Source organism: Synechococcus sp. CBW1006, from assembly GCF_015840525.1.
In the GTDB taxonomy this organism is placed as follows: domain Bacteria; phylum Cyanobacteriota; class Cyanobacteriia; order PCC-6307; family Cyanobiaceae; genus CBW1002.
Window position 1 is genome coordinate 1,978,573 of the sequence record NZ_CP060396.1, and the last position, 16,142, is coordinate 1,994,714.

The 16,142-nt window shown below is 62.6% G+C and carries 19 protein-coding genes and 1 tRNA gene; 7 read left to right on the forward strand and 13 right to left on the reverse strand.

Annotated elements, in window-relative coordinates:
- The first annotated feature begins 3 nt into the window (after positions 1-3).
- The 4 genes from H8F26_RS09430 (at position 4) to H8F26_RS09445 (ending at position 1,449) form a co-directional block, all read left to right on the forward strand.
- Positions 4-549, forward strand: a complete 546-nt coding sequence (locus H8F26_RS09430) for a hypothetical protein (protein ID WP_197153734.1) — start codon at positions 4-6, stop codon at positions 547-549.
- A 68-nt stretch (positions 550-617) separates the two neighbouring features.
- Entirely contained in the window at positions 618-848 is a 231-nt protein-coding gene (locus H8F26_RS09435; protein WP_197153735.1) for a hypothetical protein, read from the forward strand.
- A gap of 8 nt (positions 849-856) precedes the next feature.
- Positions 857-1,237, forward strand: coding sequence for a type II toxin-antitoxin system PemK/MazF family toxin (locus tag H8F26_RS09440; protein ID WP_197153736.1), 381 nt, complete (start codon positions 857-859; stop codon positions 1,235-1,237).
- 14 nt (positions 1,238-1,251) lie between these two features.
- A complete protein-coding gene (locus tag H8F26_RS09445; protein ID WP_197153737.1) occupies positions 1,252-1,449 on the forward strand; it encodes a hypothetical protein in 198 nt (65 codons plus the stop codon).
- Here H8F26_RS09445 and H8F26_RS09450 read toward each other — a convergent pair.
- The 4 genes from H8F26_RS09450 to H8F26_RS09465 all read right to left on the reverse strand — a co-directional run bounded on the left by H8F26_RS09450 (position 1,427) and on the right by H8F26_RS09465 (position 5,144).
- On the reverse strand, positions 1,427-1,831 hold the full coding sequence (locus tag H8F26_RS09450) for a PPC domain-containing DNA-binding protein (RefSeq protein WP_197153738.1): 405 nt from the start codon (positions 1,829-1,831) through the stop codon (positions 1,427-1,429). The genes H8F26_RS09445 and H8F26_RS09450 overlap by 23 nt on opposite strands.
- A complete protein-coding gene (locus H8F26_RS09455) occupies positions 1,828-2,358 on the reverse strand; it encodes a GNAT family N-acetyltransferase (RefSeq protein ID WP_231605109.1) in 531 nt (176 codons plus the stop codon). The genes H8F26_RS09450 and H8F26_RS09455 overlap by 4 nt, the downstream gene beginning before the upstream one ends.
- 80 nt (positions 2,359-2,438) lie before the next feature.
- A complete protein-coding gene (locus H8F26_RS09460) occupies positions 2,439-2,804 on the reverse strand; it encodes an AbrB family transcriptional regulator (protein WP_197153739.1) in 366 nt (121 codons plus the stop codon).
- Between the two features lie 54 nt (positions 2,805-2,858).
- A complete protein-coding gene (locus H8F26_RS09465) occupies positions 2,859-5,144 on the reverse strand; it encodes an ATP-dependent RecD-like DNA helicase (protein ID WP_197153740.1) in 2,286 nt (761 codons plus the stop codon).
- Between the two features lie 125 nt (positions 5,145-5,269).
- Between H8F26_RS09465 and H8F26_RS09470 the strand changes: the two genes are divergently transcribed.
- A complete protein-coding gene (locus H8F26_RS09470; RefSeq protein WP_197153741.1) occupies positions 5,270-5,773 on the forward strand; it encodes a recombinase in 504 nt (167 codons plus the stop codon).
- 68 nt (positions 5,774-5,841) lie between these two features.
- Here the strand turns inward: H8F26_RS09470 and H8F26_RS09475 are convergent, their stop codons facing one another.
- The 5 genes from H8F26_RS09475 to H8F26_RS09495 all read right to left on the reverse strand — a co-directional run bounded on the left by H8F26_RS09475 (position 5,842) and on the right by H8F26_RS09495 (position 9,260).
- Positions 5,842-6,864, reverse strand: a complete 1,023-nt coding sequence (locus H8F26_RS09475) for an RAD52 family DNA repair protein (RefSeq protein WP_197153742.1) — start codon at positions 6,862-6,864, stop codon at positions 5,842-5,844.
- Between the two features lie 82 nt (positions 6,865-6,946).
- Positions 6,947-7,567 (reverse strand): siphovirus Gp157 family protein, encoded by a 621-nt coding sequence (locus tag H8F26_RS09480; protein ID WP_197153743.1) that lies wholly within the window; start codon positions 7,565-7,567, stop codon positions 6,947-6,949.
- 51 nt (positions 7,568-7,618) lie between these two features.
- Positions 7,619-8,140, reverse strand: a complete 522-nt coding sequence (locus H8F26_RS09485) for an SLOG family protein (protein ID WP_197153744.1) — start codon at positions 8,138-8,140, stop codon at positions 7,619-7,621.
- Positions 8,141-8,602: 462 nt separating this feature from the next.
- Positions 8,603-8,989, reverse strand: a complete 387-nt coding sequence (locus H8F26_RS09490) for a hypothetical protein (protein WP_197153745.1) — start codon at positions 8,987-8,989, stop codon at positions 8,603-8,605.
- A 197-nt stretch (positions 8,990-9,186) separates the two neighbouring features.
- Positions 9,187-9,260: transfer RNA gene (locus H8F26_RS09495), tRNA-Pro, on the reverse strand.
- Positions 9,261-9,557: 297 nt separating this feature from the next.
- Between H8F26_RS09495 and H8F26_RS09500 the strand changes: the two genes are divergently transcribed.
- The gene (locus H8F26_RS09500; RefSeq protein ID WP_197153746.1) at positions 9,558-10,655 is read left to right on the forward strand and encodes a hypothetical protein; all 1,098 of its coding nucleotides are present in this window, start codon (positions 9,558-9,560) and stop codon (positions 10,653-10,655) included.
- Positions 10,656-11,135: 480 nt separating this feature from the next.
- Positions 11,136-11,933 carry a transposase gene (locus H8F26_RS09505; RefSeq protein ID WP_197153747.1) on the forward strand — a complete coding sequence of 266 codons (798 nt, stop codon included), beginning with the start codon at positions 11,136-11,138 and terminating at the stop codon, positions 11,931-11,933.
- 427 nt (positions 11,934-12,360) lie between these two features.
- On the opposite strand, the gene H8F26_RS09510 is transcribed toward H8F26_RS09505, so the two are convergent.
- The 4 genes from H8F26_RS09510 to H8F26_RS09525 form a co-directional block, all read right to left on the reverse strand.
- Complete coding sequence (locus H8F26_RS09510) at positions 12,361-12,525, reverse strand: Nif11-like leader peptide family RiPP precursor (protein ID WP_197153748.1); 165 nt, start codon at positions 12,523-12,525, stop codon at positions 12,361-12,363.
- A gap of 703 nt (positions 12,526-13,228) precedes the next feature.
- Entirely contained in the window at positions 13,229-14,212 is a 984-nt protein-coding gene (locus H8F26_RS09515) for an HNH endonuclease (RefSeq protein ID WP_197153749.1), read from the reverse strand.
- A 5-nt stretch (positions 14,213-14,217) separates the two neighbouring features.
- Positions 14,218-14,793 carry a J domain-containing protein gene (locus H8F26_RS09520; RefSeq protein ID WP_231605111.1) on the reverse strand — a complete coding sequence of 192 codons (576 nt, stop codon included), beginning with the start codon at positions 14,791-14,793 and terminating at the stop codon, positions 14,218-14,220.
- A 259-nt stretch (positions 14,794-15,052) separates the two neighbouring features.
- Complete coding sequence (locus tag H8F26_RS09525) at positions 15,053-15,337, reverse strand: helix-turn-helix domain-containing protein (RefSeq protein WP_231605113.1); 285 nt, start codon at positions 15,335-15,337, stop codon at positions 15,053-15,055.
- Between the last annotated feature and the right edge of the window lie 805 nt (positions 15,338-16,142).

Here is a 16,142-nt window from a genome sequence, read left to right on the forward strand (position 1 = left end):
TCCGTGGCCCGCTCACCGTCCAATCCCCAGCTCGTCCTGCGTCCGCAGGACCTGGTGGTGCTGCTGCGCCTTGCCCTGGATCCTGGACCCGCGCCCACCTACGCAGCCCTTGGCGCTGAGCTTGGGATGACGGCCTCAGAAACCCATGCAGCCGTAGAGCGGGCCGTCGCCGCCAGGCTGGCGATCAAGGATGAGGCCGGCAAGCCCGCGGTGGTTCGTGCTGCCTTGAAAACCTTCGTGCAGCACGGCGCTCGCTACTGCTTTCCCGCCACACAGGGCGGGCTCAGCCGCGGTCTTCCCACCGGCTACGCCGCCTCCCCCCTCAACGCGCAGATCCGGCCGGGCAACGACCCTCCACCGGTGTGGCCGTGGAAGAAGGGAACAGCCCGCGGCATCGCCTTCCACCCGCTCTATCCCAGTGTTCCCGAGGCAGCGGAGCGCAACCCGGCCCTGGGGGAGCTGCTGGCCCTGTTCGATGCGGTGCGCGGCGGCAGCGCCCGTGAACAGGCCCTGGCCCTGACGCTGCTGGACGAGCGGCTGCAGCCATGAACCCCAACACTGACACCGCGATTAAGGTTGAGGCAACGTCTATGCGGTCGGCGAGAGCCGCTGCCGTCATGACCCCAGCCGATTCAGCCATTCAGGAGCCGGAAGCTCCCTTCTCCATTCGCCGCCGCCAACGCGGCGGCAGACGAATCGTGGCGGTGAGCAGCTCGGTGAGCGCGATGGATGCCCTGCGAGCCCGTATCCGTGCCCAGAGCAAAATGGTGGCCGATCACATCGCGGCTGATCCTGAGGCCCAAGCCTTCATTGACGACTGGGCCACCCCTGAGCCCATCACCCGCTGACGACCAGCGTGGAGCTCAAGGCTGGGCAGATCGTCACCGTTGACTGGCGCAAGGATCCAGACCACCCCGCCCAGGATCCCCAGCCCCCTGAGCCGAACAAGCTCCGGCCGGCTGTCGTGGTGCAGGACATCGAGCTGTTTGACCCCGCTTACCCCACGGTGCTGGTGGTGCCGATGACAGGCGACCCAGCCCTGGCGATCCCCGATCTGACGGTGGTGCTGCAGCCCAGTCCCAGCAACGGCTGCAAGAAGGTGAGCGACCTGCTCCCGCAGAGCCTGACCTGCGTGGCCAAGACACGCATCACCGCAGCCACCTACTCACAGATCACCCCAGCCGAACTGCAGCAGCTGCGCCAGTTGGTGGTGCTGACCATCGGCGGCCTGAGCTGACGCATTCTGAGCCGATGACGAAGAACCGCGACACGCTGGAGAAACTGGGCCGCTTCCTGCTGCGCGGTCTGCGCATCGGCGCCAGCACGGTGTCGATCGTGGAGCTGCTCCGCAACGACTGGACCGGCGGCATCAGTGCCGGCGTGGCCTGGTTGGTATTCCTGCAGGTGGAGCGGCGGTTGCCGCCCCTCAGCTCAGATCCCCAGGACTGATCCGCAGCTCGGCGTGGCCGGTGGCTGGATCCAGCTCTCGCCGGAAGCGCCACTCCGGCAGCAGGCCGACCACCAGCTCGGCGGTGGTGCGCACCAGCGAGCCGGCGCAGAGGTGCCCGCCGATCACGGTACCGCTGCTGTCGGCGATGGCGATGTGCAGGTGGGCGCCATCGGGCGAAAGGGTGCCCGAGAGGCTGACGATCTCCAGCTCGCCGTGGATCGCCGTGGCCTCGGCCGCTCCTGCCAGGCGCAGCTGGGCCAGCGACAGGCTGCCGACGGCACTGATCACGCAGCCGGCCAGTTCCTGCTGCGCTCCCATCCAGGCCTCCAGAGCCAGGCGCAGGTCATCGCCGGGCTGCAGGCGCAACGGCACCACCTTCATGCTCCAGGCCCCTCCACCAGCGCCTGCACCATCACCAGGGCATCGACATAGCCCCGTTGCCGGTGGCGAAACGCCCCAGGCAGAGTGCCGACGACCTGAAAGCCGTTGCGCTGCCAGCAGCGGATGCCGGCCGTGTTGGTGCTCACCACCAGGTTGAACTGCATCAGCCGAAACCCCAGTCGCCGCGCCGCCTGCAGGGAGTGCTGGCAGAGCCTGCTGCCGATTCCCTGGCGCCTGCAGTGGTCGGCCACTACGTAGCCCGCATTGGCGACGTGGGCGCCGAGGGCGAGGGAGTTGGGCTTCAGGTAGTAGGTGCCCACCAGCGCACCCGCGGCATCCACGGCCACCATCACCGCCTGGCTCTGCTCCACCCACGCCACTTGAGCTTCCGCCTCGGTGATGGCCGGGTCGTGAGGGAAGGTTTCACCGGCGCGGAACACCGGCTCCAGCAGCGCCCACACCGCCGGCCAGTCGGCGGCTTCATAGGGGCGGATCTGCAGGGGGGTGGTGTGCGTGGCCAGGGACAAGCAGCGGCCGGAGTCGATTGTCTCGTTCAACGGCCCTCAGGGGCCATACACCGCAGGCCCCCTGTGCTGGAAACCGTCGCTCAATCCTCTTCTGCAGCGCCAAGGGGGATGAGTTTGATCTGCTTGCGGCCCAGCTTGATCTCGAACTCATCGCCGGGTTCCAAGCCCAGCTGAGCGGTGTAGGCCTTGCCGACCAGCAGATTGCCGTTGAACTGAACCTTGGCCACATAACTCAGGCTGCGGCCTGCCTTACCACGTCCGCCACCCGCTCCGGTGCCCAGGCTCATGCCCTTGGCCTCCAGCAGCGCCTCATAGAAGGCCGTGAAGTTCAGGCGCTCCGTGCCGTCCTTCTTGGTGCTCACATAGCCGCAACCCCGTACCAGATCAGACTTGGAGGCATCGCCCAGCTCCTTGACTTTCGCCAGAAGATCAGAACCGGTCAGCATGATGCGGGAGTTGGGTGGATCGACAGCCTCTTTTTGCCAGGCCTGCAGGCGTTGTCAACTGCCGTGGTTGTGACCCATGTCCGCTGAAAGCCGCTCCGGAGTGAGCCACTCCGCCAGCTTGGTGTAGCGCTTCCGCCCCAGGTGGTTCTTCACGGCCATGGCCAGGGCCTTCTTCTGGCCCACCAGCACCACCAGCTGCTTGCCGCGGGTGAGGCCCGTGTACACCAGGTTCCGCTGCAGCATCGCGTAGTGCTGTGTCAGCAGCGGAATCACCACCGCTGGGTACTCGCTGCCTTGGCTCTTGTGGATCGTGCAGGCATAGGCCGGCACCAGGGTGTCGAGCTCTCCCCAGCCATAGATCACGGCCCGGCCGCCTGCGGCGCCGGCCTCGTTGGTTGGGAACAACACGCTCAATTCGCTGTTGTCTGAGTCGATCGAATCGATGGTGCCCACATCGCCGTTGAACACCTCCTTCTCGTAGTCGTTGGCGATCTGCATCACCTTGTCGCCCGGCGCGAACCGCCAGCCAAAGCGCTCCACGTGCTCGGGCGGATCTGGGTTGAGCAGCTTCTGCAGCTCGATGTTCAGCGAGCGCGAGCCGCAGCCGCCGCGCGCCATCGGGCAGAGCACCTGCACCTGGGCGATCGGATCGAGGCCAAAGCGAGCCGGGATGCGCTCGCCCACCACTTTCAAGATCAGGGCCACCGCCTGCTCAGGCGTCTCGGCCGGCAGGAAGTAGAAGTCGCTGCTTACGCCCTCGGCCGGGGCCCGCAGATCGGGGATGGTGCCGCCGTTGATGGCGTGGGCAGTGGTGATGATCCGGCTGGATGCCGCCTGGCGAAACACCTCGGTGAGCCGCGTCACCGGCAGCGCACCGCTGTTGATCGCATCGGCCAGCACCTGCCCTGGACCCACCGACGGCAGCTGGTCCACATCGCCCACCAGCAGCAGCGCCGCCTCCGGCGGGATCGCCGCCAGCAGCGAGGCCATCAGCGGTACATCCACCATCGATGTCTCGTCCACCACCAGCAGGTCGCACTCCAGCGGCAACTCGGCGCCACGCCGGAAGCCGTAGCTGGCCGGATCGAACTCCAGCAACCGATGGATCGTTTTCGCCTCCAGGCCGGTGGCCTCAGCCATGCGTTTGGCGGCGCGGCCGGTGGGGGCGCAGAGCTGGATGCGCAGCTTCTTGGCCGCCAGGATCTGCAGGATGGCGTTGATCAGGGTGGTCTTGCCCACCCCTGGCCCGCCGGTAATCACCAACACCTTGCTGGCCAGGGCCTGCTCCACCGCTTCCTGCTGGCTGGCGGCCAGCTGCAGGCCAAGCCGCTGCTCCACCCAGCCGATTGCCTTGGCCGAGTCGATCACGCCCCAGGGCGGAGCCCCCTGCGCCAGCTCCTGAAGCGATTCGGCGATCTGGCGCTCGGCCTTGTGCAGGTGGGCCAGGAAGATCGCCGGCTCGTCCGCCAGGCTGTCCGCCACCACGGCACCTTTTGCGAGCTCGAGATCCAGGGCTGATTGGATCTGTTCCGGCTCCAGCGGCTCGCGATTGCTGGAGCCGGTTTCATCGGGGCGGTCCACCGCCAGCAGCTCACCCGCCAGCTTGAGCAGCTCGGCGGTGGGCAGGCCGCAGTGGCCATCACCGCTGGCCTCCAGCAGGGCGTAGTTGATCCCCGCCCGCAGCCGGATCGTGGCGGTGGGTTCGATGCCGAGGCGGGCGGCGATGGCATCGGCGGTGCGAAAGCCGATGCCGCGGATGTCGCGCGCCAGGCGATAGGGGTTCTCCGCCATCACCTGCACGGCGTCGTTCCCGTACGTCTTGAAGATCCGCACCGCCCGGGCGGTGCCGACGCCATGGCTGTGCAGGAAGACCATGATTTCGCGCACCACCTTCTGATCAGCCCAGGCCTGAGCAATCCGGCCGGCGCGCACCTTGCCGATGCCCGGCACCTCCCGCAGCCGCTCGGGGGCCTGTTCGATCACCTCGAACACCTCCGCCCCGAAGACCGCCACGAGCTTGCTGGCGTAGATCGGGCCGATGCCGCGGATCATCCCGGAGCCCAGGTACTTCTCGATCCCCTCGGCGGTGGTGGGCGGTGAGGAGCGCAGGAAGGCGGCCTTGAACTGCTGGCCGTGCTCCCGGTCATTCACCCAGGTGCCACTCACCGTGACCCACTCGCCAGCACTGATCTCGGCGGCATGGCCCACCACCGTCACCAGCTCGCGGTGACCGCGCGCCTTGATGCGCAGCACGCAGAAGCCGTTGCTGGGGTTGTGGAAGGTGACACGCTCGATCGAGCCGGCCAGCACCTCGGTGGGCTCGGCTGCGGTGTCCGCCATCCCGCGGGACCGGCCAGCGACCGGCTTGTTCATGCCTCCCCGCGGTGCCATCGGGCCATGCTTACAGCCTCTTGCAACGTCCTCCTCGGCTGCTGACGTACTCCCGGCAACATGGGTGGAAGTCCATGGCCGATGCGACCGGCATCGGCAGGGCCAGCACCGATGAGCGAAATCTGATGCTCGACGACGAATCGGAGTACGACAAACGTTGTCAACAGATCCGCCAGGAGAATGCAGCCCTTCTTGGCGAATTCAGTCATTGGCTCAAGAAGGCTGGCCTTGGCGCGGCAACGATCAGAAGCCATTGCACCAATCTGGACTTCTATTTGAATCACTTCCTGCTCTACGCAGATCTATTGACGCCTGCCGATGGAGTCAGCTGTGTTGGCGAGTTTCTTGGCGACTGGTTTATTCACAAGGCCATGTGGTCCAACAAAACCACGGTCAAGGCCAATGCCACCAGCCTGAAGAAGTTCTATGGCTTCATGGCCGAGCGAGGGCTGATCAAGCCTGAAGAGTTCACCTCGCTGAAACAGCAGATCAAGGATGAGCTGCCGGACTGGCTGGACGCTGTCAAGAGATACAACAACCCGGATGCTGACCTCCTTGAGGATGGCTGGCCCATCTGAAATGGAGGTCGCGCCGCAGCCGCAGATGTTGCCTGGCTGCGGCTGCGGGCTTGTCACAGCTGGTGAGGTCAGCCGGCCTGGTGACAAGCCTGGTGCTGGTCTGCCAAGCGCACCTCCCGGTGCGACACCAAAAACGCTTCGATCCAGTCGTGGTGTCGCCTCTGGTTGATCCGATCGGCGATGGTCACCGCCTCCTCGGGAATCTGGAATCGCTTGCGGAAGGCCCGGGTGAGGCTCTCCAGCTGGGGCCTGGGGAGAGCCCGCAGGCTGGTGTGGAGGTGCTGGATCGTGTCGGCATCGAGGGCCTGCTGGCCGGGATCAGCCGGGGCTGATGGCTGTTGTGTGGGGGCCGCGGCCTGGGTGCGGCCTTGGGCCGGGGATGTTCCGGCGGCAGTAGGAGCGCCAGCTGCCGGCCGGCTCACGGGAGGCCGCTGCCCGCCTGGCCGCTGAGCTCCATCACCCTGGCCTCCTGCGCTGCTGACCTGCCTCTGCGCCTTGTCGTACAAAGCGAGGCCAAACGGGTTGCCGAAGGTCATGAGCGCCCGCTTCATCGCGTCGGTCTCGGCCTCCTTGAGGGCGGATTCATGGGCCTGGCCCAGATCCACGTCAATGCCGTGGCCAGCGCCGCTCCCCTCGCGGACCAGAGGCACCAGGCCTCCGGCGGTGACGGTGACGCGCACGCGGGCGGTGAAGGTGACACCCCAGCCAGGCTTCTGGTCCCGGCCAATCAACCGTTCGGCCTGGGCGACACAGCGGAGGGCGATCGTCTGCCGCTGCCAGCCATCAAAGCCAAAGATGCGGTTCGCTTCCGCGATCACCTGCCAACCCTCCAGATAGCTCACACGGCTGCGGCCCTGCTCCCGCTGGCGGACGTTGGCTCGATCGAGGGGAGCGGAGAGTGCAGCGAGCTGTTCTGGGGAGAAGCCGGAGGGATGAGCTTGGGGAGCGGAGTCAGCTTCTGGTAGGGCCTCCTCGGCGCGGTCAGCAGAGCGGATCAGCTCCAGGGCCGATGGAGGCCTCTGGTTGGGTCGAGGAGGAGCAGGGCGGCTGGTGGTGCGGGCACCGTTGGCGGATGGAACGGCGACGGTCATGGCGTTGGAAGCAATGGTGTGAGGAGGGGAGAGGGCCCCGGCTGCTCAGCCAGGACCCCACCTGTGAGGGGGCTTTGCCCCCTCAGCAGATGCGCCAGGAGCGGCGGGAGAGGAGCTGGGCACCGGTGATCTGCTGGCCAGCTTTGAGGGCCTCCTTGATGGCGGCCTTGTCCGGCTTGCTGGTGGTGGTGAAGCTCAACCAGGCGGGATCGAGGGCCTGCTCGTCGTCAATCACCACGGCAGAGGACTTGCGGGAGGTGAGCTCGTGATTCGGGAACGAGAAGCGGGTGGCTGCCGGCTGGAGCTGGGTGAGGACAAACACCAGCGACTCCTCCAGCGCGTCGGCCCGGCTGGCATCGGAGCGGGAGAGATCGGTGAGCCGCTTTGCCTGCTGCTGCCGGTAGGCGGCCTGGCCGCGGAGGTGCTCGATCACCCAGCAGGTGGCATCGGCCTTGGCGGCGAGAGCCTGCTTGTTGCCCTCTTCCGCAAGGAGGGCGGCCTCCAACTCAGCGAGGGCATGAGATCGGGCGTCGTCGTCATCGGTTTCGAGCTTTTCGGCCAGCTGGCCGATGGCGGTGGTGAGCTCCTGGGCCTCAATGCCCAGCTGCCAGAGCGAACCGGTGCGCTGCAGGGAGCAGGACGGCCCGGCGGCCTGGGGGAGAGATGGGGAGAGAGGAGCGGCGGGGGCAGTGAGAACAGCCATGGGGATGTGAATGGGAACGAGGAACAAGAGGAACGGGGCGGCGGATGCCGCTCAGGCGGCGAGGGGCTCCGGTGAGAAGGGCGGCGGTACTTCCATCACCACCACCGGCACCGGCGCACGGGAGGAGCAGCGGCGGGCCTGCTGCACCAGCGAGGCCGTGCCTGCTCCGCCGGGGAAGGCGATCACCAGCACCGAGGCGCTGAACGCTGGGGAGGTGTGGGTCTGGGCCTCCACCAGGGCCTGTTCGAGCAGAAGGCGATTGCGGATGGGGCCCGCAGCGCGGCCATGGCGGCGCCAATCAGCGGCGAGCTCTTGGACCCGCCAGCCGAGCTGATGGGCGGCGCGGCCGATAGCGCGATCAGCGCCACGGGCCCCGCCATGCAGCAGCAGATGGACAGGCCGGCCACCGCTGCGCTGGAGCAGGGCGGAGGCGATGCGCTCCTGGGGCCAGACGAGATCACGGCCACCAGCGGCGACGATGACGACCGAGCGATGGGCCAACGCCGGCGGCGGCAACAGGCCAGGAAGAGACAATGCAGCGGCCTGGGCCACTGCAGCAGAGGACAAGCTCATGGGCTACAGAGCAAACGAACGGGGCAAGTTGTCCAAGGATTTCGTTGCCGCAGGCGATGGGCTCGTGGCCTTTGGCGCAGGTCTTATTCTACCAGTACAAACGCACTGAGAGGCGAGCAGAGTGCTTGCGGGGCAATGGATCTACGCAAAGCAAAGCCATGCGCTGATGGATCGGAAAGCTGATAAGCAGACCCGCCAGATTCCGCACGGAATGCCCAGCTGACCGCGCAGCCGCGCGAGGAAGCCTGGGGCCTTCCTCCTCCCCATCAACGCGAGCGAAGGCCCGGCCACCGCAGTCGCGGGAGAGCGGCTCTGCCCACCACCCCCACACCGGCCCCGGAGCGGAGGGCGGCGGCGGCTGGCCGATGCACGCCACGGTGCAGCCGTGGCACGCTGAAGGACGGCCGTCGTCGCACCGAGAGGTGCGCTCAGCGAATCCGACCGGAGCCCTGCGGCGGTTGCTCAGCCCCAGGGAACGTCCATGAACTCCACCAGCAGCACGCCCCGGTGGGTGCCATGGATCTTCACCAGGCCAGCTTTGGCAGCACGCTCCATCCCAGGACGCTCCTTGCGGACCTGCTCGGCGCTGGCCAGCACCCGCACCCAGCCGCCGGTCATGAAGTCTTCGCTGCCGGTCTCAAAGGCCTGCAGCCGCCGGTGCTGGTTGCTGCTGCGCTCGTAGTACAGGCCCCCACCTGTGGGATCGCTCCCCTCGGCCCAGACCTGATCGACCATCAGCTTGCCGATCGCCAGGGGATCCCGCGCCGCTGCGTCAATGGCTTCACCATCGAGCACCAGCGGGTTGCCCGGGTCGTCACGGTTGTCGGAAATGATCAGGCGATTGGACACAACCTCGGCCCTTGGCGGATCAGGACCTCAATCCTGGAGGCCTCACGGCAATCAGGCTTCAGTGGCCCATCCGGTCCGACCGAGCACGGGAGAGAACCTCTCCCATCTGGAGCGGGAGAGATCACCCGGCGGGGAGCGGAGCGGGAATCTCTCCCCAAATCTCTCCCATCTCCCTTGGTCGATCGGTGAAAAGTCAGTCGGGGCGACAGGATTCGAACCTGCGACCTAGTGCTCCCAAAGCACCCGCGCTACCAAGCTGCGCCACGCCCCGTTGGCCACCACACTACGTGGTGGTGGCCCGCCACGCCTGATGTGGCCTGAGATTAGGCACTGCAGAGCTTCTGGCCATTGGGATAGCCCTGGCTGCCCACTTGTCGCAGCTTGTCGCCATTTGTCCCGATTAGGCTCCCCTCAGCTCTCACTCAGCTCTCACTCAGCTCTCACTCAGCTCTCACAGCTCTCAGCGCTCATGGCATCCCAGCAGCAGGAAGCGGCCTCCGCGCTGTGGGTGCGGGGGCTGCGGGCCAACCTCCTCTCGTCCGTGGGTCGGGCCTGGTGCGTCAGCCCCATGAGGGGCAAGGCGAAGCTGTTCGTCCGCTTCGCTGATGGAAGCCGCCGCTCCGTGGTGCTGCCATATGCGTGGGTTCCGGCCCAGGCTCGGGAGATCCAAGCGGCCGTAGAGCGGATCGTGGAGCAGGTTGCAGCAGGGTCTTCGCTGGTCGAAGCCGCTGCTCCCTTTACCGGCACCCAGAAGGCGGCTCCCGCCCCCCCAGCAGGGACCCCAGACCTCATGGGGATTTGGTCCCGCTTCGGTGAAGACAAAGTCCGCAGCGGGCGAATCAAACCCACCACCTGGGCCAAGGACTACAAGCAGACCGAGAAGCGGTTGTCTCAGGTGGTCGAAGGGTCGACCAACGCCAAGGAGTTGCTCTGCACGCTTGGGGAGAAGTGGCCTGCAGGCGCCCGCCGCCGCCAGATCGCAATCCAGCACGTTGCGGCAATGCTCCGCTGGGCCTGTGACGAGGATCTCTTGCCGCCCGACCGGTGGACACCACCTAGCAGCCTGAGCCGGTTCGTCGGAGAAGCCCTGTCGAGCAAGGAAGTGGCAGTGCCGATCTCGGATGAGCAGATTCTGTGTCTACTGGAGGCTCTTCCCATTGATGCGGCTGGCCAGCGATGGAGCTACGCACTGCGGCTGATCGCTGCCTACGGGCTACGGCCAGTGGAGCTGCTACATCTGCGGCCTCGGCCTGATGGGCAGTTGTGGTGTGACTACCAGAAGCGCAGCGGGGGAGGGGTCACCAAGCCCCGGCCGCTCAGGGCTCTCCATCCCGAGTGGGAGCAGGAGTGGTCCTTGCGCGACCGCTTGGTGGCTGGTGAGGCGCTGCCGCCATTTGGAGGAGGCGTGGCAGAAGCAGCCAGGCGCTACCTCATGCGACAGGAGTCTTGGCAGCTCCTTGCGCGCATGGGTTGCACTGTGTATGGATTCCGACACGGCTATGCACTAAGGGCGCATCAAAGCTATGGATTAAGCCCGAGGATTGCTGCTGCATTGATGGGGCACTCAGTCAATACACATCAATCGGTCTATGGCACTTGGAGTGATCAAGAGACTATCGATGCTGCAATCAATAGGGGTCTCAATTACCGACGGTTGACAGATTGAGGCAAGCCCGTGTAGATTCAAAGCACGCCAGACGTCCTTCCTGGCGGACGCATCAGCACCCCTCGGCAGGGATCTGGTGTAAGGCAATCGCCTATTGGCTCTGCGTGAGGCAGAGTGCCGCAGCCGAAGCGGCGCAACACCGCTAACTCCAGAAGGCTGTCAATCTCTACATACTGATCTCATGACTACCGCAGTACATGCGGGGCCTTGGGTAAGTGCAGAGAAGGCCGCTGTTGAAGTTGGCATCTCACGCGCTTCGCTCTACAGGCTTCGCCAAATGGGAAGGCTAGAGGCTGGTATCCATTTCATAAAAACAACACCGGGGAAGACAGGTCGTGTCTTGTGGGCGCCGCAGCAGATAAGAGAAGCGCAAGCCCGTTGGACAAGCGTAGATGTAGAGGTGAAGAGCCGACGGGCTGCCTAAGAGTTTGCTGAAAAACCCGGCCATCTCTGCGAAAATGGGCCAGTTGCCCAGCCCAGATGCGAGGTCAACGGGAGCGCAGCGGCTCACTATTCTCCTACGTCTCGATCGAGGATCGGATCCCGGCCACTCATCCGCTGCGGCGGATTCGCAAGCTGGCGGACCAAGCCCTCGATCGCCTGAATCCCACCTTCTGTCAGCTCTATGCCTCAGAAGGCCGCCCTTCCATGCCGCCGGAGCAGTTGCTGCTGGCCTCGTTGCTGCAGGCGTTCTACGGGATCCGCTCAGAGCGGTTGCTGCTGGAGCAGCTCCACTACAACCTGCTGTTCCGCTGGATTGTGGGCCTGAGCCCGGATGATCCGATCTGGCATCCGACGACATTCACCAAGAACCGGGAGCGGCTCCTGAACAAGCAGGTGATGGGGAGATTCCTGGAGAAGCTGCTGGCAGCGCCGGAGGTCAAACCGCTGCTCAGCAACGAGCACTTTTCCGACGATGGCACCCTGAGTCCCGGTGCCCACCAGAAAACCATCGGTGCCGACAAGCACTACGACACCAGGGGCTTTGTCGCCGAGATGCGCCGCATCGGCGTGACGCCGCACGTGGTGCAGAACACCGCCCGATCTGGTGGTTCCGCCATCGATGGCCGCACCACCCGCCACCAGGGCTACGCCAAGTCGATCCATGCCCGCCGCGGCATTGAGAAGGTGTTCGGCTGGATCAAACAGTGGGGCGGCCTGCGCCAGTTCAAGCTGCGCGGCAGCGAAAAGGTGAGTGCGGTGTTTGGCCTGCACGTGATCGCCTACAACCTGATCCGCCTGGGCAACCTGCTCAAACCGGCGATGGCGGCGGCGTGAACAGGTGGTTGCCCAGAAGTGTGCCCAGACGGCAGTGATCAGGGTGCCCCAGAGGGGCCAAACACACCGAAACGCGTGCTCTGAACCGCTGAAACCCTGAAAACCAGACCGAAATGAGCTGCAACAGCTCTCAGGAGGGGAAAACGCGACGTCTCAGCTGGTTTTTCCGCAAACTCCTAAGAGTTTGCTGAAAAACCCCGTCAAGGGCCATTCAGCCCGGGAACGCCTGACTTCGAGCCCAGAGTTCAAGGGCGCTGCGCGCAAAGGTCAGGCTCAAGACATGACAGCCTCCAGACTTTATCGGCAGGCTGGTAAAGATCAGGCAAGCCCACAAGACCGGCAATGCCGAATCGGAAAGACCATCAGCATGGTGCTGATGGCAGTTGTCATCTAGTGAGAGACCCGGATTTGAGGCGTCGATCACCCCTTAGCCACGAACGTGACGGGACCAGGTGGCTGCCGTGAAGCTGTGACCCTCTCCACTAGCGATGGCGACCACCGCTGCTGAATCTGCGGCGGCGTCGACCTGGGCCTTGAGGGCAGCATCGCCCGCCACTTTGACCATGAAGGCGTTGAGCTGGGCTTTGGACACGGGAAGCTCCCTTGGGTCCCTTCCATGAATAGTCCATTGCGTGTCAGGGCGAGGTCGGCTCCACGCCCCGCAGCAGCCAACACGAGCTAATGAACAGGCTCCTGCGCGGGAACCCAGTGCTGATCCATGGCGAACTTAGGCTTGAACTCGGGAGTGTGGGTACGGCGCTTGCTCTTCGGTGGGAGCCTCTTTCAGGGGCAGTGCCCTGCCTCAGAGGTTAACGATGGAGGCTGTCCAGAAAAACCAGACGACCTCAGTAGCGGTGGCAGCTGCTCTCCGCGTGGGACCACCAGCGCACTGATCAGGGCTCCGGCTCCGAGTACGTCAGTTCCACTGTCACAGCGGCGCCCTGCTTCCACAGTGCCCAGCGGTCCTGTAACCCTGATCTCGGTGGGCGATGGCGACACCATCCGGATGAAAGACGCTGCCGGACAAGCCGTAACCATCCGAGTGGCCTGCATCGACGCCCACGAGACATCTTAGGGCAAGCCTGGCGAGGGCGTCCACGGAGAGCTTCCCCCCCCCCCGCCCCCGAGCTCGATGGCGTTCAAGCCAGCGGTCTCAATCACTACCTTGAGTTTGTCGGTAGCCCTCCTGCTCGAAGGGGAGATCTCGGCATTGGCGGTCTGCTTGAGCTCTCTGAGGTGGGTGCCACTCCTGAATGGAGGCCACACCGAGCAATGCAGCACCCCAAGATGGGCAACTAGGCAGTTTGCGACTGCTCGCCAAGCTTCATCTTTGCATTCATGACAATCATCGTCACACGGCCAGAGCTCTGGGGATAAATCTGCTGGACAAACTGAATCAAGTCATCTGGTGTGCACCGCTTGGAGTATCCGCCATTCCATCCGTGAAACTGCTCATGCACTTCCGAACATAAAGTTATGAGATTATCGATGCTGTCAGCAAGATGCCTGTAATGTTGCTTGGAATACAGATGATGGGCGACCAAGTTAGTCTTGTCCTCCTTCTTTCTGTTCCTTCCAGTTATGACACAGGTTTTCTTGTCACGCTGCTTAGCGAGCTCGCACGCCCTTGTGATTCTCACTTGCCTTTGATCCTCTGCGCTGGCGAGCATCTTGATGGTTTTATTGCCAGTTACTCTGACAGCTTGGCACCATAACTGTCGTTCTCTTGAAGTAAGCTTACTACCAAGGTCCTCCGCCAATCGACTAACTCCTCGTATCGAGTAAAAGCGTTTGCCTTCCTCATCGAGGAAATCAACACCTTGCCTCATCATGCTGGCTGCTTGAAGCTCCTGAAATGAGCGATTAAGGCGAGCAGGACTAGTACCAAGGATCTTGGTAGTGTCAGGTTTTGAAAGGTAGTGGCGCTTTGATCTCAGGATAAGAGATGAACTATTCTGTACAATATGGGCAGCGACTAAGGACTCTCTGATACGAGTCTTGTGCCTAGTCACAAACTCAAGAAAACCTTCCCAGAACGAGCTTGGCTTCGTAGCTCTAATGTATTCAGCTATGGCATGAGCCCCCCGGAGGGAAAAGGCTCTCTCCCCCAAAGACTTGTTGACGAAGATAAAGTGCTCTCCCTCGACAAGATCCCACTGATCATCGGGATCTGAATCGAAATGTGCAACAATCTCGTCAAGCTCCTCTCTGGAGATCTCCAAGCACTTTGCAACAGCTTCTTCGCATAGGGAGAACCCTTCATAAGCAGCTTTGGTCATGCGCCTCAAGCCTCCGCGGTGATACTTGCATACATGTTATTAATTAGGTCAAATATTCGTCCATCCCCCGTCTCCTTGTTGTCAGGATGATAGATCTTGCTTAGCCTATAGTACGCATCTTTCTTGTCCTGCTGTGTAGCCTTTTCCGGGTCAAGTCCAAAGACTCGCCATGGCTTGAAATACTGGAAGATGTTGACGCCATTGATACATCCATAACCCGCTTGATATTCTTCGCTAGGGAGATAGCCAATAAACTCTCTGTACAGGGCTTTCCAGCCTTCACTGCTGGAGAGAGCGGGAATCTCCATGCCTTCTGTCTCCATTAAGAAGCGGGAGCTTTTCCGCAGATTGGCGACTGTGCGCTTCTCTCCGACCCCAAAATGGTCATAGACAGCTTTCTTTATTGCAGCAGTGGTTAGAGTGGGCTCTTTTTTATTGTGGTTGGCAATTACATATCTTGCAAACTCTTCGAGAACATTCTGACTTATTTCTTGGAGCGAGAGAACCCTTCTAATCTCCCTTAGGACATAAGAGTTTAGATTTTGAGAAGCTTGAAGTCTATTCGCGGCATTTTTCACCATAGCCCGGCCTCATGCAATGATACTTTTCTCAATGTTTAGCATGGTCCAGTCAAGTCAACTGTACTGCTTATGATTGGTTACAATTGCGACTGTGGATGGCATTTTAGTTTTCGACTTTGTCATGAGCTTGGGCAGTTGGTGGTAAGAGCTTACAGAGAAACCTTGCCGACAGGGCATGACGTATGTCCAAGTGCTATCGACCAGCATATCAATGAATGAATAGGTACTAGTGGCTATCAATAAAGTGGCTTCATTGAGACTACGCGCCCTCAGTACGATGCGTGGACAGCCTTCGGCTCTCCACCTGTTCAGGAAAGAGCCCCCGCTCGCGGCAATAGGCACTGAGCTCAGTGGCGTTCAACCCGGCCGTCTCCAGCACCACCGTCAACTTGTCGGCAGCGCTCCAGCCGTCAGTGACCTTATCGGATGCCGGCACCAGCTCTCCTTGCAACCGCCAGGTCTTCCTCCATTTGTAGAGGGTGATCACGTGGATGCCCAGCTCTGCTGAGATCTGGGCCACGCTCTGCCGCATGGGCGGACTCATCCGCCTCCTCACATCAGCTTTGACGGCATCGCTGTAGCGCCGCATGGCTCTGCTCCCTCAAGCCCCCTGGTGGAAAAAGTGATCGGGATGGAGAGGCGTCAACTTTCCTGGCAGAGGGCGGTGACTTTCAGGGAAGATGTCACTCCTTGGCTGCCATTCAGGCGGCCTCGATTAAGGGTAGCGCGAGGATCGGATCTGGTTCCTCTGGTGGCTTGTTGATCCACACGTCTTCGGGTTGGCGCCAGCAGCGAGTGGATCGGCTCCAGCGTCTTGGATGAGCCTAGCGGAGCTTCTCGTAGGCATCGGCTCGCTCCTGGCAAATTGCGCTGGCGGTACCGCTGTGAAGCTGGGGCCTTGGAGCGCCAAAGCGTTTAGTATTCTGCTACAAAGAGGCGAATTTCATGAATTTCTAGCCTTACAAGTGCTTCGCTTGGCATGTCATTCAAGTGCATAGTGATTCTGCTTTAAGAGTGAAATAGCGTGCGAGCCTGGGATGCGCGATTGATCTTGAGCGATTTTTACGACGATATAAAACTGGATACGAGCCTGCAAGTATCGCTGTCTTCAATACTGCACTCAACTCAGCTATTGTAAGTTGTGTTGTTAAGGGGCAAGCAGAGATAATGTGTGGGCTGATGCCCGCCAGAACTCGAAAAGCGCAGCTTCGCCTGCTTGTCCTGGCTCTGATGTGGCTACGCTCACCAGCAAACACTGCCAGCGCACATTGGGCTCTAAATTCAGAAGCCTTGCAAAAATACGCTGCAACAGAGGTAGTGTCGCACCACTCCTATGGCGTGGCCTAAGC

What these genes read in the sequence shown, in the direction of transcription:
- H8F26_RS09435 (WP_197153735.1), top strand. Translation starts at nt 618, where the DNA reads ATGACCCCAGCCGATTCAGCCATTCAGGAGCCGGAAGCTCCCTTCTCC.
- H8F26_RS09445 (WP_197153737.1), top strand. Translation starts at nt 1,252, where the DNA reads ATGACGAAGAACCGCGACACGCTGGAGAAACTGGGCCGCTTCCTGCTG.
- H8F26_RS09450 (WP_197153738.1), bottom strand. Translation starts at nt 1,831, where the DNA reads ATGAAGGTGGTGCCGTTGCGCCTGCAGCCCGGCGATGACCTGCGCCTG.
- H8F26_RS09460 (WP_197153739.1), bottom strand. Translation starts at nt 2,804, where the DNA reads ATGCTGACCGGTTCTGATCTTCTGGCGAAAGTCAAGGAGCTGGGCGAT.
- H8F26_RS09465 (WP_197153740.1), bottom strand. Translation starts at nt 5,144, where the DNA reads ATGGCGGACACCGCAGCCGAGCCCACCGAGGTGCTGGCCGGCTCGATC.
- H8F26_RS09470 (WP_197153741.1), top strand. Translation starts at nt 5,270, where the DNA reads ATGGCCGATGCGACCGGCATCGGCAGGGCCAGCACCGATGAGCGAAAT.
- H8F26_RS09475 (WP_197153742.1), bottom strand. Translation starts at nt 6,864, where the DNA reads ATGACCGTCGCCGTTCCATCCGCCAACGGTGCCCGCACCACCAGCCGC.
- H8F26_RS09480 (WP_197153743.1), bottom strand. Translation starts at nt 7,567, where the DNA reads ATGGCTGTTCTCACTGCCCCCGCCGCTCCTCTCTCCCCATCTCTCCCC.
- H8F26_RS09485 (WP_197153744.1), bottom strand. Translation starts at nt 8,140, where the DNA reads ATGAGCTTGTCCTCTGCTGCAGTGGCCCAGGCCGCTGCATTGTCTCTT.
- H8F26_RS09500 (WP_197153746.1), top strand. Translation starts at nt 9,558, where the DNA reads ATGAGGGGCAAGGCGAAGCTGTTCGTCCGCTTCGCTGATGGAAGCCGC.
- H8F26_RS09505 (WP_197153747.1), top strand. Translation starts at nt 11,136, where the DNA reads ATGCGAGGTCAACGGGAGCGCAGCGGCTCACTATTCTCCTACGTCTCG.
- H8F26_RS09515 (WP_197153749.1), bottom strand. Translation starts at nt 14,212, where the DNA reads ATGACCAAAGCTGCTTATGAAGGGTTCTCCCTATGCGAAGAAGCTGTT.
- H8F26_RS09520 (WP_231605111.1), bottom strand. Translation starts at nt 14,793, where the DNA reads ATGGTGAAAAATGCCGCGAATAGACTTCAAGCTTCTCAAAATCTAAAC.
- H8F26_RS09525 (WP_231605113.1), bottom strand. Translation starts at nt 15,337, where the DNA reads ATGAGTCCGCCCATGCGGCAGAGCGTGGCCCAGATCTCAGCAGAGCTG.